Source organism: Arthrobacter sp. 49Tsu3.1M3, assembly GCF_900168135.1.
In the GTDB taxonomy this organism is placed as follows: domain Bacteria; phylum Actinomycetota; class Actinomycetes; order Actinomycetales; family Micrococcaceae; genus Arthrobacter.
Map to the genome: position 1 here is coordinate 1 of NZ_FUZD01000028.1, position 21,022 is coordinate 21,022.

Annotated in this window: 19 protein-coding genes and 1 tRNA gene; 10 read left to right on the forward strand and 10 right to left on the reverse strand. The window is 68.7% G+C overall.

All coding sequences use genetic code 11. From position 1 onward, the window contains the following. On the forward strand, window positions 1-207 hold a 207-nt coding region (locus B5X90_RS21435; RefSeq protein WP_218670216.1), incomplete at its 5' end, for a hypothetical protein. A gap of 205 nt (window positions 208-412) precedes the next feature. Here B5X90_RS21435 and B5X90_RS19545 read toward each other — a convergent pair. The 3 genes from B5X90_RS19545 to B5X90_RS21085 are packed head-to-tail and all read right to left on the reverse strand — an operon-like array spanning window position 413 to window position 2,086. Next, a complete protein-coding gene (locus tag B5X90_RS19545) occupies window positions 413-1,324 on the reverse strand; it encodes an NUDIX hydrolase (RefSeq protein ID WP_079555574.1) in 912 nt (303 codons plus the stop codon). A 16-nt stretch (window positions 1,325-1,340) separates the two neighbouring features. Next, window positions 1,341-1,928: a RidA family protein gene (locus B5X90_RS19550; protein ID WP_256860343.1), complete on the reverse strand. Its 588-nt coding sequence runs from the start codon at window positions 1,926-1,928 to the stop codon at window positions 1,341-1,343. Window positions 1,929-1,930: 2 nt separating this feature from the next. Next, complete coding sequence (locus B5X90_RS21085) at window positions 1,931-2,086, reverse strand: DUF4177 domain-containing protein (RefSeq protein WP_003797879.1); 156 nt, start codon at window positions 2,084-2,086, stop codon at window positions 1,931-1,933. A gap of 37 nt (window positions 2,087-2,123) precedes the next feature. On the opposite strand from B5X90_RS21085, the gene B5X90_RS19555 reads away from it, so the two are divergent. The 5 genes from B5X90_RS19555 to B5X90_RS19575 all read left to right on the forward strand — a co-directional run bounded on the left by B5X90_RS19555 (window position 2,124) and on the right by B5X90_RS19575 (window position 9,485). Next, the gene (locus tag B5X90_RS19555) at window positions 2,124-4,409 is read left to right on the forward strand and encodes a transglycosylase domain-containing protein (RefSeq protein WP_079555575.1); all 2,286 of its coding nucleotides are present in this window, start codon (window positions 2,124-2,126) and stop codon (window positions 4,407-4,409) included. Between the two features lie 3 nt (window positions 4,410-4,412). After that, complete coding sequence (locus tag B5X90_RS19560) at window positions 4,413-5,360, forward strand: metallophosphoesterase (protein WP_079555576.1); 948 nt, start codon at window positions 4,413-4,415, stop codon at window positions 5,358-5,360. 210 nt (window positions 5,361-5,570) lie between these two features. Beyond that, window positions 5,571-7,394, forward strand: coding sequence for an ABC transporter ATP-binding protein (locus B5X90_RS19565; protein WP_079555577.1), 1,824 nt, complete (start codon window positions 5,571-5,573; stop codon window positions 7,392-7,394). Continuing rightward, the gene (locus B5X90_RS19570; protein ID WP_079555578.1) at window positions 7,391-9,280 is read left to right on the forward strand and encodes an ABC transporter ATP-binding protein; all 1,890 of its coding nucleotides are present in this window, start codon (window positions 7,391-7,393) and stop codon (window positions 9,278-9,280) included. Before B5X90_RS19565 ends, B5X90_RS19570 begins: the two co-directional genes overlap by 4 nt. Before the next feature lie 128 nt (window positions 9,281-9,408). Beyond that, window positions 9,409-9,485, forward strand: a tRNA-Pro gene (locus B5X90_RS19575). 258 nt (window positions 9,486-9,743) lie between these two features. Here B5X90_RS19575 and B5X90_RS19580 read toward each other — a convergent pair. Then, window positions 9,744-9,962 (reverse strand): hypothetical protein, encoded by a 219-nt coding sequence (locus B5X90_RS19580; RefSeq protein ID WP_018776166.1) that lies wholly within the window; start codon window positions 9,960-9,962, stop codon window positions 9,744-9,746. Window positions 9,963-10,092: 130 nt separating this feature from the next. On the opposite strand from B5X90_RS19580, the gene B5X90_RS19585 reads away from it, so the two are divergent. Further along, the gene (locus B5X90_RS19585; RefSeq protein WP_079555579.1) at window positions 10,093-11,358 is read left to right on the forward strand and encodes a helix-turn-helix domain-containing protein; all 1,266 of its coding nucleotides are present in this window, start codon (window positions 10,093-10,095) and stop codon (window positions 11,356-11,358) included. A gap of 52 nt (window positions 11,359-11,410) precedes the next feature. Here the strand turns inward: B5X90_RS19585 and B5X90_RS19590 are convergent, their stop codons facing one another. Both B5X90_RS19590 and purD read right to left on the reverse strand, forming a co-directional pair. Beyond that, the gene (locus B5X90_RS19590; protein WP_256860349.1) at window positions 11,411-12,424 is read right to left on the reverse strand and encodes a phosphoribosylaminoimidazolesuccinocarboxamide synthase; all 1,014 of its coding nucleotides are present in this window, start codon (window positions 12,422-12,424) and stop codon (window positions 11,411-11,413) included. Continuing rightward, entirely contained in the window at window positions 12,421-13,731 is a 1,311-nt protein-coding gene (gene purD, locus B5X90_RS19595; protein WP_079555580.1) for a phosphoribosylamine--glycine ligase, read from the reverse strand. Before purD ends, B5X90_RS19590 begins: the two co-directional genes overlap by 4 nt. Window positions 13,732-14,294: 563 nt before the next feature. Here purD and B5X90_RS19600 point away from each other — a divergent pair. From B5X90_RS19600 to B5X90_RS19610, 3 genes are read left to right on the forward strand one after another with little or no spacing between them, the layout of a single operon-like run. Continuing rightward, a complete protein-coding gene (locus B5X90_RS19600; RefSeq protein WP_256860350.1) occupies window positions 14,295-15,869 on the forward strand; it encodes a molybdopterin-dependent oxidoreductase in 1,575 nt (524 codons plus the stop codon). 36 nt (window positions 15,870-15,905) lie between these two features. After that, window positions 15,906-16,922 (forward strand): asparaginase, encoded by a 1,017-nt coding sequence (locus tag B5X90_RS19605; RefSeq protein WP_079555582.1) that lies wholly within the window; start codon window positions 15,906-15,908, stop codon window positions 16,920-16,922. 12 nt (window positions 16,923-16,934) lie between these two features. Beyond that, complete coding sequence (locus tag B5X90_RS19610; protein ID WP_079555583.1) at window positions 16,935-17,354, forward strand: sterol carrier family protein; 420 nt, start codon at window positions 16,935-16,937, stop codon at window positions 17,352-17,354. Window positions 17,355-17,453: 99 nt separating this feature from the next. Here the strand turns inward: B5X90_RS19610 and B5X90_RS19615 are convergent, their stop codons facing one another. The 4 genes from B5X90_RS19615 to B5X90_RS19630 all read right to left on the reverse strand — a co-directional run bounded on the left by B5X90_RS19615 (window position 17,454) and on the right by B5X90_RS19630 (window position 20,944). Continuing rightward, on the reverse strand, window positions 17,454-18,215 hold the full coding sequence (locus tag B5X90_RS19615; protein WP_079555597.1) for an SDR family oxidoreductase: 762 nt from the start codon (window positions 18,213-18,215) through the stop codon (window positions 17,454-17,456). Window positions 18,216-18,319: 104 nt separating this feature from the next. Next, window positions 18,320-18,637 carry a hypothetical protein gene (locus tag B5X90_RS19620; protein WP_143264834.1) on the reverse strand — a complete coding sequence of 106 codons (318 nt, stop codon included), beginning with the start codon at window positions 18,635-18,637 and terminating at the stop codon, window positions 18,320-18,322. A 59-nt stretch (window positions 18,638-18,696) separates the two neighbouring features. Continuing rightward, window positions 18,697-19,002: a hypothetical protein gene (locus tag B5X90_RS19625; RefSeq protein ID WP_079555585.1), complete on the reverse strand. Its 306-nt coding sequence runs from the start codon at window positions 19,000-19,002 to the stop codon at window positions 18,697-18,699. A gap of 154 nt (window positions 19,003-19,156) precedes the next feature. Continuing rightward, a complete protein-coding gene (locus tag B5X90_RS19630) occupies window positions 19,157-20,944 on the reverse strand; it encodes a glycoside hydrolase family 15 protein (protein ID WP_079555586.1) in 1,788 nt (595 codons plus the stop codon). Between the last annotated feature and the right edge of the window lie 78 nt (window positions 20,945-21,022).

Sequence of the window (21,022 nt, forward strand, 5' to 3'; positions counted from 1 at the left end):
GAACCGTTCGACCAAGGCGAGCTTGAATTCGAACGAGTACACCTGTTTCGTCGGCTTGGCCATCAGCGCTCCTCGACCATGGATTCTCCACCGCAGATAGAGAAGCTGCACCGGCGAGTGAGACACACCCAGGACCCGAGCCGCCGCTTTATCCGCGATGCCCTTCTCAAACCACGCTACAGCGGCCTCGCGCTGCTCTTCGGATAACGGACTACGTACATGCATAAAACTGCTCCCCGGGCGTCGGAACTGAATTTCTCAGTCCAACTTCCGGGGAGCAGTTCAGGATCAGGGCGGGACATGTCCAGTGCTAAGGAACAGGGCGCAGCATGGCCCGGGGCCCCGCGCAGGCCAAGGCTGTCGAGGCCGCCTGTCCGAAGCCAGGCTTCCGTGGCGTCGGCGCTCCCTGGCTCTAGCGTTCCCGCTGCGGTTCGCCGGCGATCGTTTTGGCAGCTTCGACTTCGAGCATGAGACGGCCGTCTTCCTCGACCAGCTTCGGCTGGTAGACGTGGGCCTTGCGCTTGTAGCTGAGGTAGGCGATGCAGCCGTTGGCCTTGGCCATCTTCTCAAGCATGATCTCCGAGCCGGGGACCAGAAGTTCACCCAGGGTCCGGCCGACGGTGTTCTCCTGCCCCACCTCGTCACCCAGCACGGAGGTGTCCCGCTCGAGCACAACCTTCCGCACGCACACCCAGCGGCCCCAGACGCCCTTGCTGGCCAGCAGGGAAGGCTGCTGGTTCACGGGCACCGTCGCGGCGAAGTACCGGGTGTTGAACCGGCGGTGCGCGAAGTCGGGGCTCAGCCAGTTCACCAGGGGTTTGAGCAGGTCAGTGCGCAGCGAGAGCCCGCGCTTGGCAAGCAGGTCGGTGAAGGACTTCTCCTGCTCGGCCACGGCTTCGCGGGCGCGCATCCAGTCGGCGCTGGAGGTCAGCTCCACCGTGGTGGACAGGTCGGGGCCGGCCAGCAGGATGCCGGTCTCCTCAAACAGTTCACGGATGGCACCGACGACGTGTCGGCGCGCCAGCCCGACGTCGGGCGTCCCCATCTGCTCGGCCCAGTGCTGGGGTGAGGGGCCCAGCCAGCCGACGGCGTCGTCGTCGGTGGATTCCAGCGATCCGCCGGGGAAGGCGAGGACACCGAGCGGGGAGGACCCCGTCCGGTAGCCAAGCCAGGTCTCCAGGCCCGTGGGCGAATCCCGCAGGAGGATCACCGAGGAGGCCAAACGGGGCGCGCGGGGCGTCCGCTCACCGTGTTCAATCCAACTGCGGGCTGCTCCCTCAAGGTCCGGGGGCAGGACGAACAGGCGGCGTTCTAACTGAGGCAACGAAGTAACCGGTCTACTAGGCGAATTCAGCGATCAGTTCAACCTCGACGGGCGAGTCGAGCGGCAGGACGGATACGCCGACGGCGGAACGGGCGTGCTGGCCGGCGTCGCCGAGGACCTGGCCCAGCAGCTCCGAGGCGCCGTTGATGACACCGGGCTGGCCGGTGAAGGAAGGGTCGGAGGATACAAATCCGACAACCTTGACGATCCGCGTGATGCGGTCGAGATCGCCGATCACGCTCTTGACGGCGGCCAGGGCGTTGACGGCGCAGAGGGCAGCGTAGGCCTTCGCGTCCTCCGGGGATACCGTGGACTCGTCGGAGGCGCCCGCCGAACCGGTGGAAACTTTCCCGGTTGCCTCGAGCTTGCCATTGATGAACGGCAGCTGCCCGGAGGTGTAGACGTGGTTGCCGGAAATCACGGCCGGAACATACGCCGCGACCGGAGCCGCAACGTCAGGGAGCGTCAGGCCCAGCTCCGCCAGGCGCTGTTCGACGGCGGACGACGCGCCCGCGCCGGCGGCGCGGCTCGCTGCGCCGGCCGTGTTTTCGGAGATATTTTCCGCCGCCGGCGTGGCCGGAACGGCTTCTGAGGGGGTGCTCATGGCTACTGCTTCTCCCGCTTCAGGTAGGCAACCAGACCGTTTCCATCGGGTCCCGGAACAACCTGGACGAGCTCCCAGCCGTCGTCACCCCACTGGTCCAGGATCTGCTTTGTGGCGTGGATAATGAGCGGAATCGTGGCGTACTCCCATTTGGTCATGACATAAAGCCTAGTCGTTGCCGGTAAAGTGGAAAACATGGCGACTGGCAAGAACCCTTTATTCGACACGGCCACCACCCTCGGAAAGATCTTTCTTTTCCTGGGCGTGAGCGCTATTTGCGGTGTCCTGGTGGCGGGCCTCCTGGTCCCCGCGGCGGCCGTCTCGGGGAGCGCAGCGAGCGGTTCGATCCAGTTTTTTGACACGCTCCCCGCTGAGCTGAAGGTCGATCCGCCGAGCCAGTCGACCACGATCCTGGCGTCCGACGGCAGCCCGATCGCGAACCTCTACGCGGAAAACCGCACCCGTGTTTCGCTGGACCAGATGTCCCCGCACATCAAGGACGCGATCATCGCCATCGAGGACAGCCGCTTCTACGAGCACGGCGGTGTGGACACCACCGGCATTCTGCGCGCCCTCGTGAGCACCGCCCGAGGCAATAAGCAGGGCGCGTCCACGATCACGCAGCAGTACGTGAACAACGTCATCAACTCCTCGCTGGAGGCCGAAGGCAAGGGCGACGAGGTTCTGCTCAACGGCGTCAACAAGGGCGTCGGGGACAAGCTCCGTGAAATGAAGCTGGCCATCGCGCTGGAGAAGAAGTTCACCAAAGAGCAGATCCTCGAGGGCTACCTGAACATCGTGTTCTTCAACCGGGACGCCTACGGCATCGAAGCCGCGTCCAAGTTCTTCTTCAGCACCACGGCCAAGGACCTGACCCTGCCGCAGGCGGCACTGTTGGCCGGCGTCGTGAACAGTCCTTCTTACTATGACCCGATCACCAATCCGGAGAACGCCAAGGTCCGTCGCGACCTCGTGCTCCGTGCGATGCTGACGCAGGGCAAGATCAAGCAGGCCGACTACGACGCTGCGGTCGCGACGCCGGTGCAGACCAAGGTCACCCAGCCCCGCCAGGGCTGCGCCTATTCACAGACGGCGCCGTACTTCTGCGACTACGTGCTCCACCTGCTCCTGAACAACCCGGCCTACGGGGCCGACGCAGCCGAGCGTGAGCGCAAGATTTTCCGCGGCGGCCTGACCATCAAGACCACGCTGGATCCGAAGGCCCAGGCCGTGGCCCAGGCCCAGGTGGACGGATCAGCCGGCGCGAACCCGGACAAGTGGGGCGCCTCGCTGGTGTCCGTGCAGCCGGGCTCCGGCAAGATCGTCTCCATGGCCCAGAACACCGTATGGTTCCCGGCCGACGGCAAGTTCGACCAGACCCAGAACTTCAACGTGGACGTGCAGGACCCCAAGGGCAACGACCTCAACGGCCTCGGCGGCTTCCAGCCCGGCTCCACGATGAAGCCGTTCACGTTCGCGGAGTGGCTCAACGAGGGCAAGTCGATGAGCACGCAGCTCAACGGGGCCGTGCGCCGATACCCGCAGAATTTCCCTTGGAGGAACACCTGCCCGGCACCGACCACCGGCTGGTATGACGCGTCCAACGGGAGCTACGACCTGCAGAACGCCGACGAGACCCACTACAAGTACATGTCCGTCCTTGACGGTCTGGCGAACTCCATCAACACCATCACGTTCGCTTCCGCCGCCCAGCTGGACCTCTGCGGGATCCAGAAGGTCGTGGACGCAGTGGGCATCCACGGCGGGCTGCCGAGCGCGGACAACCCCAACCCCCCAGTGCCGATGACCACCCTCGGCAACCTCATCGGGTCCACCCAGACGGCGCCGCTGACCATGGCCAGCGCGTTCGCCACCTTCGCCAACAACGGCAAGTATTGTGAACCGATGGCCATCGAGTCGGTAACGGACGCGACCGGCGCCCAGCTGCCGGCCCAGTCCCCCAACTGCAGGGACGCCGTCAAGCCCGAGGTGGCCCACGGCGTCGCGTACGCCATGCAGGAAGTGCTCAACCGCGGCTCAGGCTCGCTCATCGTGCCCCGGATTTCGACCCGGACAACGTTCCCCATTGCGGCGAAGACGGGCACCAACGACAACAACAGCTCCACCTGGGTGGCGGGCTACACCAGCGGCCTCGCGACGGCCACGTGGTTTGGCGATCCCCTGGGCGACCAGAAGCGTGCCGGGCAGAATGTCACGATCAACGGCAACTTCTACAAGGGCATCGACGGTTACATGATCGCCGGGCCGCAGTTCTCGAACTACATGGCCCAGGTTGCGCCGGCCTACGGCACCGATCCGTTCCCGGCCCCGCCGTCGGACATGCTGTACTCTCCGGCCCCGGTCCCGGACCCGGTAACAGTGCCGCGGACCACCATTCCGACCGGCAAGAGCACCGAGCCGGCCACGCAACCGTCCGCCGACCCGACCCCGGCACCCACGAAGTCCGCCGGCAAGAAGTAGCCGATGACCCTGGGCAATGATCTGGTGAGCCGCGTTCGAAGCATCGGGCGCGGCTTTGCCGTGACCGCCGCGATCGGAACGGCGGCCGGGGCGGCCGCCACCGGCTACGGGCTGTGGGAGAAGAACCAGTTTGTGGTCAGGGAGGAAACCCTCCCCATCCTGCCGGCCGGGTTCAGCCCGTTCCGGATACTGCACCTGTCCGATATCCACTTCGTTCCGGGCCAGCACCGGAAGGCGCAGTGGCTGTCCTCCCTGGCGCAGTTGCAGCCGGACCTCGTGGTGAACACGGGCGACAACCTCAGCCATGCCAAGGGCGTGGATCCCCTCGTGGCGGCCCTGCGGCCCCTGCTGGAATTTCCCGGCGTGTTCGTCCCCGGCTCGAACGACTACTTCGGCCCGAGCCTGAAGAACCCGGCATCATATTTGCTCGGCCCCTCGGGCGAGCGCAAACACCCGGAAAGGCTCGACTGGCCCCGGCTGCGTTCCGAGTTCGGCATGTCCGGCTGGGTGGACCTGACCAACCGCTGCCAGTCGGTGGTGCTCAAGGGCATGCGCTTCGATTTCTCCGGCGTCGACGATCCGCACCTGCGCCTCGAACGGTACGCGGACTGGCCGCGCGGGACCAAGGGCCGGGACTCCGACCCGCACCTGCGCATCGCCGTCGCGCACGCACCCTACCAGCGCGTGCTCGACCACTTCACCGAAGCCGGCGCCCACCTCCTCCTGGCCGGCCACACCCACGGCGGCCAGATCTGCGTCCCCGGCTACGGGGCCCTGGTCACCAACTGCGACCTGCCCACCTGGCGGGCCCGGGGGCTGCACACCTGGGAAAGCAACGGGAGGACGACGCCGGTAAACGTCTCGGGCGGCATCGGCACGTCCCGCTTCGCCCCGGTCCGCATCGCCTGCCGGCCCGAGGCCGTTCTGCTCACACTTACCTCCCGCACCTAGGCCCGGCCCCGGCCAGCCCTGCCCGCCCTCCGGCCCGGCCGGTGGACATGTCCCACCGTCACCTGCACCCATTGCGGATCGCAATGACTGGGCGAGATGCTGGGAGCGCTGAACAACGTGTGAATCCGGTCACCCGATGGCCTAGGGTAGTTGCTACAGGAAACTACATTCAACGGTGCGATCTATGCACGGGCGTCCTAAGAAGCAGGCATGGCCAAGCAGAGCTCATTCTTCACCTCCATCAGCCGTCTCTACCCGCACGTCCGGCCAATCCTGCCCCGGCTGGCCATGGGCCTGCTCTGCGCGCTGCTGGCCAGCGTCATGGCACTGGCCATCCCGCAGGTGCTGCGCGTGCTGGTCAACGAGTCCCTGACCCCCGGAGGCAGCGCGGAAGCCGTCTGGACCGCCTCGCTCCTCATCCTGGTCCTGGGCATCGCCGAGGCGGGCCTCGTGGCCCTGCGCCGGCAGTTCGTCATCAATCCCGCCACCACCGTCGAGACCCGGATGCGGGTCTCGCTCTACGGGCACCTGCAGGACCTCACGGTTTCCTTCCATGACCGCTGGGGCTCCGGGCAACTGCTGTCCCGGGCCATGACGGACCTGAACTTCCTGCGCCGCTGGATGGCCTTCGGCGCCATCATGCTGGTGGTCACTACGCTCACCGTGGTGATCGGCGTCGCGGTGATGTTTGCCATGAGCTGGCAGCTGGCCCTGATCTTCCTGGCCGCCGCCGTGCCGATCATGATCTACGGATTCCGCTTCCGCACCCGCTTCAGCAAGGTGGCCCGGCGCAGCCAGGACCAGGCCGGGGACCTCGCCACCACGGTCGAGGAATCCGTGCACGGCATCCGCGTCCTGAAGGCCTTCGGCCGCAGCCGGGAGGCGCTGGAGAACTTCAACGAACAGGCCGAGGAACTCCGGCAGACCGAGATCGCCAAGGCCAAGCACCTGGCCACCTTCAGCCTGGTGGTGACGCTCCTGCCCGAACTCGCCCTCGGCGCCGGCCTCGTCGTCGGCATCCTGCTGGCCTCCACGGACCAGCTCTCCATCGGCTCCCTGGTGGCGTTCTTCGCCACCGCCGCCGTGGTTGCCGCGCCGGTCGAGTTCTGCGGCATGCTGCTGGCGATGGCCCTCACCGCAAAGTCCGCGGTGGACCGGCACTTCGAGGTCATGGACGCGCAGAACACAATCACCAGCCCGGACCAGCCCCGCCGCCCGGCCGGCCTCAAGGGTGCCCTCAGCTTCCGCAATGCCTCGTTCGCGTTCGAAGACGCGCCGGACAAGCCGATCCTCAGGGACATCACCCTGGACATCCGCCCCGGCGAAACCATGGCGCTGGTGGGCATCACGGGCGGCGGCAAGAGCGCCCTGCTCCAGCTGGTCCCCCGCCTCTATGACGTCACCGGCGGTGCCATCACCATCGACGGCGTGGACCTGCGCGAGTTCGCGGTGGAGGACCTGCGCACCGTGGTCTCCGTGGCGTTCGAGGACACCACGCTGTTCTCCAGCTCCGTCCGGGACAACGTCCTGCTCGGCGCGCCCGACGCCGGATCGGCGGAAGGCCGCGACGCGGCCCTGGAGGAAGCCCTCGACGTCGCCCAGGCCCACTTCGCCTATTCCCTGCCGGACGGCGTGGATACCCTGATCGGCGAGGAGGGCCTCAGCCTCTCCGGCGGCCAGCGCCAGCGCATCGCCCTGGCCCGGGCCATCGCCGCGAAACCGGCAGTGCTGGTCCTGGACGACCCGCTGTCGGCGCTTGATGTGAACACCGAGGTCCTCGTCGAGGCCCGGCTGCGCAAGGTCCTCGCGGACACCACCACGCTGATCGTGGCCCACCGGCCTTCCACGGTGGCACTGGCCGACCGGGTGGCCCTGCTCGAGGACGGCCGGATCGCCGCCGTCGGAACCCATGCGGAACTGCTCGCCAGGAACAGCCATTACCGCTACGTGATCGCCAGCCTGGACCCGGAACCGCGGGACCTGGATTCAGAATTGTCCGCCCTCGAGGACCAGTCCGAGGAGATTTCCCGATGAGCAGCGCAACGTTCGGCACCGCCAATGAGGACAACGCGCACCTCAGCAGGAATGAAAGCAAGGCCGTCCGGCGGCGCTCCCTGACCCTCCTGGGCTCCCTGATCCGCCCCGTCCGGGCCCGGTTCTGGCTCACGATCGGCGCCGTCGTGCTGTCCCAGGCCGCCCGCGTGGCCGGGCCGGCCCTGATCGCCTTCGGCATCGACCACGCCCTGCCCGCCGTGCGCGCCGGCGACAACCTTCCCCTGGTGCTGGCCGGGGTCGCCTACCTTGCCGCGGCCGTCGTGGCGGCCGGCCTGACCGCGCTGTACGTGACCTCGACGGCGCGGCTCAGCCAGGCGATGCTGCTGGACCTCCGCGTCCGGGTCTTCCGCCACACGCAGCGGCTGAGCCTGGAATTCCACGAGAAATACACCTCGGGGCGCATCATTGCCCGGCAGACCTCGGACCTGGAGGCCCTGCGCGAACTCCTGGATTCCGGCGTGAGCTCGCTGGCCTCGGGAATGCTGTTCATGGCGTTTACCGCCGTGACCGTGTTCGCCCTGGACTGGCGCAGCGGCGTCCTGGTGCTGGCCGCCGGTGTGCCGATGTATTTCCTGGCCCGCTGGTACCAGAGGCACTCCCAGATCGCCTTCCGCGAATCCCGGGTGGTCTCGGCCCGGCTGATCGTGCACTTCGTGGAGACCATGACCGGAATCCGCGCCGTGAAGGCCTTCCGGAAGGAACGCGAGAATGCCGCGCGCTACTCCGAACTGTCGGAAGACTACCGGCGCGCGACCGTCCGCTCCATCAACCTGAACGGCATCTTCCAGCCGGGGCTGGTGCTGATCGGCAACGTGTGCGTGGCCCTCGTGCTGCTCACCGGCGGCTTCCGGGTCCTCAGCGGCGACCTGGAGGTCGGCGTGCTCCTGGCCCTGATCCTGTCCGCCAAGCGCTTCTTCCAGCCGGTGGACCAGATGGCCATGTTCTACAACTCCTTCCAAAGCGCCCAGGCGGCCCTGGAAAAGGTCTCGGGCCTGCTCGAGGAGATCCCCACCGTGCGGCCGCCGAAAACACCGGCGGCCCTGCACCAGGCGCGGGGCAGCATCGATTTCAACGGCGTCGAGTTCCGCTACGGCGACGGCCCGGTGGTCATCCCGCGGCTGGACCTGCACATCCCCGCCGGGCAGACGGTCGCGCTCGTCGGGCAGACCGGCGCCGGCAAATCCACCCTCGCGAAGCTGATTGCCCGCTTCTACGACGTCTCCGCCGGGTCCCTGACCCTCGACGGCGTGGACCTGCGCCGGCTCAGCACCGAGGACCTGCGCCGGAACGTCGTCATGGTCACCCAGGAGGCCTTCCTGTTCAGCGGCTCCGTGGCGGACAACATCGCCCTGGGCCGGCCCGAAGCCTCGCGTGCGGAGATCGAGGACGCGGCCCGGGCGGTGGGGGCCCACGCCTTCATCATGGAACTGCCGGACGGCTACGACACCGACGTCAACAAGCGCGGCGGCCGCGTCTCCGCCGGGCAGCGCCAGCTGATCAGCTTCGCCCGCGCGTTCCTGGCCCGCCCGGCCGTGCTGATCCTGGACGAGGCAACATCCTCGCTCGACATCCCGTCAGAGCGCATGGTCCAGCAGGGCCTCGCGGGGCTTCTGCGGGGCACCCGGGAGGACGGCCAGCGGGGGACCGACCAGGCGGCCGGCGGACAGCCAGTCGCGGACTCGGCCCCCGACGCCGGGCGGACAGCGCTGATCATTGCCCACCGGCTCTCCACCGTGGAGACGGCGGACCGGGTGCTGGTGGTGCACGACGGACGCGTCGTGGAGGACGGCACCCCGGAGCAGCTGATCGGCGACGGCGGCGCCTTCGCCCGGCTCCACGGCGCCTGGAAAGACTCGCTGGTCTGAACAGCTCCTGCCGGGACCGGTCTGCGTCCGGGCCGGGACGACGGCGGAACACGTCCCGGCCGATGCCCGATTTCACATCCGGGGCCATGATCGGATACTCTTGTGAAGTTGCTTTTGAAGCAGCGGACCGGGATGTGGCGCAGCTTGGTAGCGCGCGTCGTTCGGGACGACGAGGTCGCAGGTTCAAATCCTGTCATCCCGACCAAACACAAAGAGGGCCCTCCACGCGGAGGGTCCTCTTTTGTATGTCCGGCGGTATGTCCGGCCGCAGGCACGCCATAATTTCATGACACCGGCACCGTCGATCGTCCGGGTTCAGAGCCCTGCCCCAGGCCCTGCCACTCCCCCGGACACAACGCAGCCCCGGGAGGAAATCTCCCGGGGCTGCGCCGGATATCCGTGCCGCAGGCTGCCGGCCGTTGTTGCGCCGGGCCTGCCATGTCGGACTGTTACATCGGGCTTGTTACATCGGGTCGGGCCAGTTGCCGACGTTCAGCGAGTGGGTCATGGGGTCGGGCCAGTTGCCCACCGCCTGGGCTGTGCGCATGGGATCGGGCCAGTTGCCGACTGCGGCAACGTCGGAGACATCGGTTAGTGAAGCAGCGGACAGCACGGCCGGAGCCGCGGCGGAGAATGCCAGTGCGCCCGCCAGGACGGCGCCGGCTGCAATCTTCTTCAACATAGAGTTCCTCAATATGCGTTGGGGTCCTTAACCAAGTCAGTACTACCCTTGTTGACACACATTGTAAAATGGTTTCCACAGAGACTGTCAAGCATTTAGTACAAAGAATGTCCGGAATTAGGAGGTATCCGTGGGGAACGGATTTGGGGAGAAGCTCCGCGCGGAAAGGCTCGAACGGGGCCTGACGCAAGCCGAGCTGGGCCGTGACCTGTACTCCCCCAGCTACATCTCTCTGCTGGAAACCGGACGCCGCGAGCCGACTGCCGACGTCATCGAAGAGCTGGCCCGCCGGCTCGAACTGGCCCCCAAAGCTCTCGAGGCCTGGAGCCAGCCGGTATCCATCAGCGACGCGGAATACGTGCTCGCCGGGCTGTATGCCCGGCAGGCCTGGGACCTCCGGGACTATCCGGTGGCCGCCACCCACGCCGCAGCCGCCGCCAAGATCGCCCTGGAGGCCAAGAACACCAGCGCGTGGTGGAACATGACCTATATGCAGGCCGAGTGCCTGATCAAGCAGGGCCTCTGGCAGGAGTGCAAGGACGTGGTCCAGAATCTCCTGGAGCACCCGATGGCCGCGGAGTCGGCCGGGCTCGGCGTCCGGGCCGAGCAGATGCTCGCCGCAGCCTCGCAGGGGCAGGGCCAGCTGACCGCCGCCGTCGAGCATGCGCAGGAAGCGGTGCGGCTCTGCGCAGAGCTGCCCAAGGGCTCCACCATGATCATCGGCGCCCTCCGCGCCCTGATTGGCGCCCTGGCCGAGAGCGGCCGGCTCGATGAAGCCTGGGAGTACTGCCAGGCCATGAACGACCAGATGGACGACCACTCGATGTCCCAGCTCGCCGGCGAGGTGGCCTGGGTGATCGGCAACGTGGCCTTCATGCGCCACGACTACCCCGAGGGGATCAAGTACCACGAGCGGGCAGGCCGGCTGCTCTCCCCGGCCAACGACATCGACCTGTGGGCCCGGTTCAACAAGGCCTCCGCCGCCGTCCGCCTGTCTTCGGGAATCGTCGAACCCGAGACGCTGTCATCGATCGAGCGGGCCGAACTGGCCCTGTCGATTGTCGGCGGCAACAAGACCGACCAGCTGGAGGTCGCCTTCATCCGGGCCCGCTGGCTCTACCTCACCGGCGACATCGTGGCCGCCGTCCAGAAGTTGCGCGAGATCCATGCCGAGCGGGAGGCGCTGGCCCGGCACACCGCCGGCGAGGTCTCCCTGCTGCTGGGCAAGGCGCTCAAGGCTGCCGGGGAGGCCGCGGAGGCGCTGGTGTACCTCGAGGAAGCCCAGAAGGAGTTCAGTGCGGCGGGCGCCTCGGACCGGGTCCAGCAGGCGCTGGACGCCGTGCTCGAGATCAAGCTCGCCCAGCGCCGGGCCGAGGCCGCTTCCGCGGAAGCCTAGCCCCGGCCGGGCCGGGTCAGGCTCCCTGTCCGGGCTAGGCTCACATTCCGGGCTAGGCGAACGTCCGGCCGGTGAGCTTCTCGTAAGCCTCCACGTAGCGGCTTCGGGTGCGCGCCACGACGTCGGCCGGCAGGACGGGCGGGGGCGTGTCGGAGGCCTTGTCCCAGCCCGACTCCGGAGAGGTCAGCCAGTCGCGCACATACTGCTTGTCGTAGGACGGCTGCGCCTGCCCGGGCTGGTACGTGGCCGCATCCCAAAACCGTGAGGAATCCGGGGTCAGCACCTCGTCGCCCAGGGTGATGACGCCGGTCGCCGCGTCGAGGCCGAACTCCACCTTCGTGTCCGCCAGGATGATGCCGCGGCCGCGCGCGATTTCCTCGGCCTTGGTATAGATCTTCAGGGTCAGCCTGCTCAAATCCGCCGCGACGTCCGCACCCACGAGGCCGACGACGGCGTCGTAGGTAATGTTCTCGTCGTGCTCGCCCACCTCGGCCTTGGCCGAGGGCGTGAAGATCGCTTCCTGCAGCCGTGACCCGTCAACCAGGCCGGCTGGCAGCGGGACGCTGCACACGGTGCCCGACGCGCGGTACTCCGCGAGTCCGGTGCCGGTGAGGTAGCCGCGGGCGATGCATTCGACCGGGAACATGTCCAGCTTCTTGCAGATCATGGCCCGGCCCTCGACGGCGACGGGGACACCGTCGTCGGCCGTGGAGGCGAGGACGTGGTGCGCGACGTCGAGCTGGTCGAACCACCACAGGCTCAGCTGGGTCAAGATGCGGCCCTTGTCCGGGATCTCGCTGGCCAGGACGTGGTCGAACGCACTGATCCGGTCGCTGGCGACCACCAGGACGCAGTCCTGGCCGAAGCGTTCCGTGACGGCCGGATCCGCGGGGACGTAGAGGTCGCGGACCTTGCCGGAGTAGACGTGCCGCCAGCCGGGCAGGTCCTGCGTGGCGGTGTCGAGCCCGCCCTTGGGCCTGGTCTCAGGAGGGGTCTCAGGCGTGGTCTCAGGCGTGGTCTCAGGCTGGGTGCCGGGCGTCGGCGCTGCGGATTCGGTCACGTTCATGCCTTCGCTTTCGACGCGGCCGCGGTTCCCGGCCCGGCGACCCGGATCTGGCCGCGGGCGGCTTTGCCGCCGATGTCGGTGCGGAACTGGCTGCCGTCCAGCTGGACGAGCTCGACGCCGTCGTACGCCCGCTCCCGAGCCTCCACGAGGTCCGTGCCCAGCGCCACCACGGCCAGGACGCGGCCGCCGGCGGAGACGACCTTGCCTTCGCCGTCGAGCTTGGTCCCGGCGTGGATCACGTGGACGCCGTCGAGGGCGTCGACCTTCTTCAGGCCCCGGATGCGGTCGCCCGTCCGCGGCGTGTCGGGGTAGTTTTCGGCGGCCACGACGACGGCGACAGCCGTGTCCTTGGACCAGCGCAGCGGCTGCACCTTGTCCAGCTCGCCCTTGGCCGCTGCCATGAGCAGCCCGCCGAGGGGCGTCTTGAGCCGGGCGAGGACGGCTTGGGTTTCGGGATCGCCGAACCGGACGTTGAATTCGATGACCCGCGTGCCGCGCGAGGTCAGGGCGAGGCCGACGAAGAGGACGCCGACAAACGGGGTGCCGCGGTGCGCCATCTGGTTGACGGTGGGCTGGGCGACGCGGTCGATCACTTCCTGCACGAGGCCTTCGGGGGCCCATTCCAGCGGTGTGTACGCGCCCATGCCGCCGGTGTTGGGGCCCTCGTCGTTGTCGAAGATGCGCTTGAAGTCCTGCGCCGGGGACAGGGCCACGGTGTTGGTGCCGTCGCAGAGGACGAACACGGAGACCTCGGGTCCGTCCAGGAACTCCTCGATCACCACGGTGCCGCCCGCGTCGAAGCAGGTCTGGGCGTGCGCGAGGGCCTCGTCCCGGTTGGAGGTGACCACGACGCCCTTGCCGGCTGCGAGCCCGTCGTCCTTGACGACGTACGGGGCGCCGAAGGTATCGAGGGCGTCGGCGGCTTCCCCGGCGTTGGAGGCAACGCGGGCCATTGCGGTGGGCACCCCGGCCTCGGCCATGACTTCCTTGGCGAAGGCCTTGGACGCTTCCAGCTGGGCCGCGGCCTTGCTGGGACCGAAGACCGGGACGCCGGCGGCGCGGACGGCGTCGGACACGCCGGCGGCGAGAGGCGCCTCCGGACCGACCACCACCAGGTCAACGGTGAGCTTGACGGCCAGCGCGGCGACGGCGTCGGGATCGTTCGCGTCGATCGCATATGTGGGGACCAGCGCGCTGATGCCGGCGTTGCCCGGGGCCGCGTGGACCTCGGAAACGTTCGGGTCTGCAAGCAAGGATCGGACAATGGCGTGTTCGCGGCCGCCGGGGCCGATGACAAGTACCTTCACAGTCTCCAAGGGTACGTGGTGCACCCCGCAGGCTCCTAAGCTGTGTCGGCCGCCGGACATGCTCAATTTTCGCGGCGGCGCCTCGCGGCCGCCAGCTAATCCGCGGCTCGGCGCTCCCGGCGCGGGGCACAACCCTGAGCTCAGCAGCGCCGGGCACGGGGCCAACCCTGAGTTCAGCATCGCCGGGTACCGGGCCAGCCGCGGGACATGCCCAGTCCCGGCCGCGGCCACTGAGCATAATCCCATCATGCCCATGCCCGGGTTCCAAGACTGGACATGCCCCGTGGCGCCGGAGAACATGCCCGCGCCCGGGTCCCAAGACTGGACATGCCCCGTGGCGCCGGAGAACATGCCCGCGCCCGGGTCCCAAGACTGGACATGCCCCGTGGCGCCGGAGAACATGCCCGCGCCCGGGTCCCAAGACTGGACATGTCCCGGGGACCGCGGGGCATGTCCACTCCAGGGTCCGGCAGGAGGGCATGCCCACACGCCGGGAACCGGGCCCGGCGCCGGACAATCCGCGGAGCGCGCGGCTACGAATGACATGTATGAACAAACCCAGCATGAAGCCCAGCAAGCGGTCCCGCGGCGCCACAGCCTTGGCCGCGGTGGCCGGAGTGGCTGCGGCCACCGTCGTCCTTTCCGTCGCGGAACTGATCGGGGCGTTCTTCACCACACGGGCGACGCCCCTGATTGCGCTGGGATCGACGTTCATCGACTTCACGCCGCTGTGGATGAAGAACTTCGCCGTCGAAACGTTCGGCACCAACGACAAGGCCGCGTTGTTCGTCGGCATGGCGGTCACGATCCTCCTCCTGGCGTGCGTGCTCGGCATCGTGGCGTACCGGAAATGGGCCCTGGGTGTGGCCGGGGTGGTGCTGATGGGCGCCGTGATCGTTGGCAGCGTCGTGACGCGGGCCAGCGTCAAGCCGATCGATGCCATTCCCTCCCTGATCGGCACCGTCGCCGGGCTGGTGGTGCTGCGGCTCCTGATCACCCGGCTGTGGCGGATGCAGGAATGGCCGGACCGGGCCGCCGACGTCGCCGCGAAGGAACCCGAGCGTCCGGCGACCACGCGGCGCGGGTTCTTCGCCGCCGCCGGGATCACCGCGGCCGCCTCGGCCGTTGCCGCCACCGGCGGACGCCTGCTGAGCTCGGCCCGCAGCAACGTGGCCGCGGCGCGCGAGTCGCTGCAGCTGCCCGCGCCCGCCAAGGCCGCCGCCGCGGTCCCGGCCGGGGTCCAGTCCAAGGCGCCCGGCGTCACTCCGTGGCTGACCCCGAACAAGGACTTCTACCGGATCGACACGGCGCTGAGCGTCCCGGAGATCAACGTCCAGGACTGGGAACTGCGCATCCACGGCCTCGTGGAACAAGAGGTCCGGCTTACCTTCCAGGATCTGCTCGACGCCCGGCTCATCGAATCCCATGTGTCCCTGACCTGCGTGTCCAACCCGGTCGGCGGCAACCTGGCCGGCAACGCCAAATGGCTGGGCATGCCCATCCGCGACGCCCTGAAGCTGGCCCGCCCCACGCAGGGCGCGGACATGGTGCTCTCCACCTCGGCTGACGGCTTCAGCGCCTCCACGCCCCTCGAGGTCCTCCAGGACGACCGCGACGCGATGCTGGCGATCGGCATGAACGGCGAGGCGCTCCCGCTCGAGCACGGCTACCCGGTGCGGATGGTGGTTCCCGGCCTGTACGGCTTCGTCTCCGCCACCAAGTGGGTGGTGGACCTGGAGGTGACCCGGTTCGCGGACAGCAAGGCGTACTGGACCCAGCGCGGCTGGTCCGAACGCGGCCCGATCAAGACCATGGCGCGGGTCGAGGTGCCCAAGTCCTTCGCCAAGGTCCCGGCCGGAAAGATCGCCCTCGGCGGCACCGCGTGGGCCCAGACCCGCGGGATCACCAAGGTCGAGGTGCAGATCGACAGCGGGCCCTGGACCGAGGCGGTACTCTCCGACGAAGCCTCCCTCATCACGTGGCGGCAGTGGTCCCTTGACTGGGATGCCACGCCGGGCCCGCACTACATCAAGGTGCGCGCCACGGACGGCACCGGCGAGGTCCAGACGGACAAACGGGCGGATCCGGTCCCGGACGGCGCCTCCGGCTGGCAGTCGGTGATGGTGACCGTGGAATAGCCGGGGTATCAGCACCGGGCACCATAGACTTGCAACATGGCTTTGAACCCGCATGCAACATTCACAGTCGACTCCGCCGTCGAACTGGCAGTCATCGAACGCAGCGGCTTCGTGGAGTCCCGCCACATCGGCTCGGCCGTGGTGCTGGCCGCGGACGGGACGGTGGTGATCGAGCTCGGCGATGTGAACGCCCCGATCTTTGCCCGGTCCACGCTCAAACCGTTGCAGGCCCTGGCCTCGATGCAGTCCGGCGTGCCCCTGCGGGGCGCCCAGGTGGCCATCGCGTGCGGCAGCCACGTCGGATCCCTGGACCACATGGACGTGGTCGAGGGCATGCTCAAGGCGGCCGGGGCCAAGGAAGACCAGCTGCAGTGCCCGGCCGACTGGCCCCAGGATGAGACCGCCCGGAACTGGCTCGTCCAGACCGAGCGCGGCAAGTCCCGGCTGGCCTTCAACTGTTCGGGCAAACACGCCGCGTTCCTTTGGGCGTGCACGGAGAACGGCTGGGACAAGAACAGCTACCTCGAACCCAACCACCCGTTGCAGCAGCGCATCCGCTCCGTCATCGAGGAGTACTGCGGCGAACGCATCACGCACCTGGGCATCGACGGCTGCGGCGCGCCGGTTGCCGCCGTCTCCCTGATCGGCCTGGCCCGGGCCTACTCAAAACTGGCCAAGGCACCGGGCGACAAGAATTCGAACGCGCGGGCAGCCACCATTGCCACATCCATGCTGGACTACCCGTGGGCCGTCCAGGGGCGCGGGCAGGCCAACACGATCGTCATGGACGAACTCGGCATCCTGGCCAAGATCGGCGCCGAGGGCGTCCTGGTCATGGCCACCCGCCAGGGCGTCTCGGTTGCCATCAAGATGCTCGACGGCAATATCCGGGCCACCACGCTGGTCGGGCTGACGCTCCTCGCGGCCTCCGGCGCCGTCGAAATCCCTGAGGTGTCCAGCGTCCTGGACAAGGTGGTGGACCCGGTACTGGGCGGGGGACGCCCGGTCGGCAAGATCCGGCTCGGGCGGGCCGTCGCGGCACTGCTGGACTAGGAGACGCGGAAAGTGGCTGTATCGCGCCGTCGAATCAATGTGGACGAGGGCCGCGCGGCACTCGCCGCATGGCAGGAAGCCACCGCGACCGCACCGGGCCAGAACATGCCGGCCGCCGGGGTCCCCGGTTCTGGAGGCTCCGGCAACGTCCCGCGCACCACAATCGCGACGGCGGTGCGCTACTGCCTGGAGGAAGTCACCGCGCGGGCGCCCGGGAACTCCGTGGAGGTGCGCGTCCCGCCGTTCGGCGTCACGCAGTGCGTGGAGGGCCCGCGGCACACGCGCGGCACCCCGCCAAACGTCATCGAGTGCGACGCCGACACCTGGCTGGCGATGGTCAGCGGACGATTGAGCTGGGCCGGCGCCGTCGCCGCCGGCCGTGTTGCCGCCTCGGGACTGCGCGCGGACCTGTCCGCCCTCCTGCCCCTTTAAGTCCCCGGGCGGCGCCCGGCAGCGCCCGGCAGCGCCCGGCGGCGTCGGGCAGGACCCACCAGCCGGGCCCGCGCCCCCAGACGCGCCCCAGCCGTGCCCTCAGCCTCGGCCGATGAACGGCATGCCCGCAGCTGTCACCACGAGGGATCCCACGTTGGCCGACGCCGGCATCCCGGCCATCAGCAGCACGGCCCGGGCGGCGTCCTGCACCGCAAACGTCGGCTCGGCCCGCAGGCTGCCGTCCGCCTGGGCCGCCCCGGAACCGACTCCGATCTCCTCCATGAGCTCCGTCGCCGCGTTGCCGATATCGATTTGTCCGCAGCTGATGCCGAACCCGCGCCCGTCCAGGTCAATGCTTTTGGTCAGCCCCGTGATGGCGTGCTTGGTCACCGTGTAGGCCACCGTCCGCGGCCGGGGCGAATGCGCCGCGACCGAACCGTTGTTGATGATCCGCCCACCCTGGGGCGACTGGGCCTTCATGGCCCGGACCGCGGCAGCGGCGCAGAGGAGGGACCCCGTGAGGTTCACAGCGACGGTCGCGTCCCAGTCCTCCACGGTGATCTCGTCCACCGCGGCGGCGGGGCCGAACACGCCGGCGTTGTTGAAGAGCACGTCTACGCGCTCCCACTGCCCCAGCGCGGCGGCGAAAAGCCGTTCGACGTCGGCGGGGACGGTGACATCGCACGGGACCGCGAGCGCCTGGCGGTGGCCGGCCGCGGTCTCGCGGAGCGGTTCCTCCCGCCGCCCCGCCAGGACCACCCGGTAGCCCTCGGCAAGCATGAGCCTGGCCACTGCGCGGCCGATGCCGGAACCGGCTCCGGTGACGACGGCGACCCTTCCGGGGGTGTGGTGCTGGCTCATGAGGTCCTCCTCGACGGTTAGGCGCTGCCCGGCCAGCGTACCGCCGAGGAGGCACATCACGTCAGTGTTTCGCGCCCGGACTGCCGCGAACTGTCTCCAGCCGCCTAGCGGGAGTCCTCGCCGCGGTCCCGGGCCCGCCGGCCCGTGCGGTAGCCGGACCAGAATGCCAGCAGGAGCAACCCGATGCTGATCAGCCCGACCCCTGCCCAGGTCCACGGACCCATGATCATGAGCCCCTGCAGCACGACGGACCCCGTCGCCAGCGGCGCATACGCGACCCAGCCAAAGTCCTCCTGCGTGGCCGGCTGGGCAAGAAGGACCAGCCCGGCGAGCAGCATGGCCGCGGCAGTGAGCGGCACCGCCACACGGCCCAGCAGATTCTTCCGGACACGGCCGGTGTTCCGATTCCCCCGCTGCTCCATGGCCATACTGTAACCGTTCGGCGCGGCGAACCCGGCTGGGGAAACGTCCGCCCCGAGGATCAGGTGCGGGCCTGCGCCCTCTTGCCCGCCAGGGAGCTCCCCAGGGTGGAGTTTGAGCGCCCGGCACCGCCACGCCGCCCCCTGATCACCCGGGCGGACGATCCCGGCACGGCGGGCCGGCCATCGGCGCTGCGGTCCCTGATCAGCCCGGTTCCGGCGATTTCCCTTGCCTGGGCGACGCCGGCAACGGCGGCTTTCTTGGTGGGAAACGTCACTGAGACTGCCATCAGTTGCCCTGCCCCGTCCATCATCCGAATGCGGTAGCCGCCCTCGGGCGCGTCCACGAGCTCAAAATATCCCGCCATTTGCAACACTCCTAGTTCCCTCGTATCCCCCGCCGGGATATTAGTAAGTGTACTTATTTTACGGTGCGGGGAAAGTGCTGAAGGTCCCGGCCTTCGTCCGCCGGCGGTCGCCGCAGCCGGGGTCGCGGCCGGAGGGCGGGGCCGCGGGCGCGGATCACGGAAGCGGGGCGTCGCTGCGGCGGACGCCGTCTTCATGCAGTTCCAGGGCGCTCATGACGAGGGCGAAGTGGCTGAAGGCCTGCGGCGTGTTGCCGAGCTGCCGGCCGGTCTCGACGCCCCACTCCTCGCTGAGGAGCCCGACGTCGTTGCGCAGCGCCAGGAGGCGCTCGAACAACTCCCGGGCCTCGTGGCGCCGGCCCGCCCCGATCAGGGCCTCGACCAGCCAGAAGGAGCAGGCCAGGAACACCCCCTCCTCGCCGGGCAGTCCGTCATCGCTCTGTGCCGGCAGGTAGCGGCGCAGGAAGCCGTCGTGCGTCAATTCGCGCTGGACCGCGTCGATGGTTCCGATGATGCGCGGATCATCCGGCGGGAGGAACCCCACCCGGGGCAGCAGCAGGAGGCTCGCATCCAGCTCCGGCCGCCCGTAGGACTGCACGAACGTGTTGCGGTCGGCGTCGAACCCGTTGGCCATGACTTCGGCGTGGATGGCGTCGCGCAGCTCCTCCCATCGGTCCGCCGGGCCGGTCAGGCCGAAGTCCCGGACGCCCTTGACCATGCGGTCCGCCGCCACCCAGGCCATCACCTTGGAGTGCGTGAAATGGCGTTGCGGGCCGCGCATTTCCCACAGCCCGTTGTCCGGCTGGCGCCAGGCCGTCTCCAGATGTTCCATGAGGGCCACCTGCACATCCCAGGCGTCGTCGGTGTGTTTGAGCAGGGAGTTCCGGGTCAGGGACAAGCAATCGAGGACCTCACCCCAGACGTCGAGCTGCAGTTGGCCGGCCGCACCGTTACCGGTCCGCACCGGAGCGGAGTTTTCGTAGCCCTTCAGCCACGGCAGTTCGAGCTCCGGCATCCGGCGTTCGCCGTGGAGCCCGTACATGATCTGCAGATCCGCCGGGTCCCCGGCGATGGCGCGGAGCAGCCAGTCGCGCCACGCGCCGGCCTCCTCCGTATAGCCCGCGGCCAGCAGCGCCTGCAGCGTGAGCGTGGCGTCGCGGAGCCAGCAGAAACGGTAGTCCCAGTTCCGGGTGCCGCCGATCTCCTCCGGCAGGGACGTCGTGACGGCGGCCACGATCCCGCCGGTGGGGGCAAACGTCAGGGCCTTGAGCGTGATCAGCGAGCGCTGGACGGCATCGCGGTAGCGCCCGGTGACCGTGCACTTAGCCGACCAGCGAAGCCAGAACTCCTCGGTGGACGCCAGGACCATTTCCGGGTCCACCGACCGCGGCCGGCGGAGGTGGCTGGGGCTCCAGGTCAGCACGAAGGGCACACGCTCCCCGGCCTTGACCGTGAAGTCGCTGACGGTATGCATCCGCTCACCGCGCAGGGGCGCCTCGGTCACCAGATAGGCGGCATCGGGCCCGGCGACGGCGTGGATGCCGCGCTCGTCGTGGCGGACCCACGGCACAATGTGGCCGTAGTCGAACCGGAGCGCCAGTTCGCCGCGCATCCGCACGGTGCCGCGGACACCGACCACGATCCGCACGATATCCGCCACCTCGTCGCGGGGCGGCATGAAGTCAATGATCCTGACCTTGCCCTCGGGCAAATCCCACTCGGTTTCCAGGATCAGTGTGCCCTTGCGGTAGCGGCGGCGCGTGCATTCGCCGCCCCCCGCCGGCGCCAGGAGCCACCGGCCGGCCGCGGGGGAATCGAGGAGGGCGCTGAAGCAGGCCGGCGAGTCGAAGCGCGGCAGGCACAGCCAGTCGATGGAACCTTCGGTGCTGATCAGGGCAGCGGTGTGCAGATCGCCGACCATTGCGTAATCCTCGATGCGTACCATGACACTTACAGTGCCACACCGCCTTCGCCCCGGCACGGTGGAGGGGCACGGTGGAGGGCATGCGGCGCCGGGTGCGCA

Excerpts from the sequence above, each read along its gene's own strand:
- B5X90_RS19615 (WP_079555597.1), bottom strand. The coding sequence starts at position 18,215 with ATGAGCCAGCACCACACCCCCGGAAGGGTCGCCGTCGTCACCGGAGCC.
- B5X90_RS19600 (WP_256860350.1), top strand. The coding sequence starts at position 14,295 with ATGAAGCCCAGCAAGCGGTCCCGCGGCGCCACAGCCTTGGCCGCGGTG.
- B5X90_RS19625 (WP_079555585.1), bottom strand. The coding sequence starts at position 19,002 with ATGGCGGGATATTTTGAGCTCGTGGACGCGCCCGAGGGCGGCTACCGC.
- B5X90_RS19580 (WP_018776166.1), bottom strand. The coding sequence starts at position 9,962 with ATGTTGAAGAAGATTGCAGCCGGCGCCGTCCTGGCGGGCGCACTGGCA.
- B5X90_RS19555 (WP_079555575.1), top strand. The coding sequence starts at position 2,124 with ATGGCGACTGGCAAGAACCCTTTATTCGACACGGCCACCACCCTCGGA.
- B5X90_RS19570 (WP_079555578.1), top strand. The coding sequence starts at position 7,391 with ATGAGCAGCGCAACGTTCGGCACCGCCAATGAGGACAACGCGCACCTC.
- B5X90_RS19550 (WP_256860343.1), bottom strand. The coding sequence starts at position 1,928 with ATGAGCACCCCCTCAGAAGCCGTTCCGGCCACGCCGGCGGCGGAAAAT.
- B5X90_RS19605 (WP_079555582.1), top strand. The coding sequence starts at position 15,906 with ATGGCTTTGAACCCGCATGCAACATTCACAGTCGACTCCGCCGTCGAA.
- B5X90_RS19560 (WP_079555576.1), top strand. The coding sequence starts at position 4,413 with ATGACCCTGGGCAATGATCTGGTGAGCCGCGTTCGAAGCATCGGGCGC.
- B5X90_RS19620 (WP_143264834.1), bottom strand. The coding sequence starts at position 18,637 with ATGGAGCAGCGGGGGAATCGGAACACCGGCCGTGTCCGGAAGAATCTG.
- B5X90_RS19630 (WP_079555586.1), bottom strand. The coding sequence starts at position 20,944 with ATGGTACGCATCGAGGATTACGCAATGGTCGGCGATCTGCACACCGCT.
- B5X90_RS19565 (WP_079555577.1), top strand. The coding sequence starts at position 5,571 with ATGGCCAAGCAGAGCTCATTCTTCACCTCCATCAGCCGTCTCTACCCG.
- B5X90_RS19590 (WP_256860349.1), bottom strand. The coding sequence starts at position 12,424 with ATGAACGTGACCGAATCCGCAGCGCCGACGCCCGGCACCCAGCCTGAG.
- B5X90_RS21085 (WP_003797879.1), bottom strand. The coding sequence starts at position 2,086 with ATGACCAAATGGGAGTACGCCACGATTCCGCTCATTATCCACGCCACA.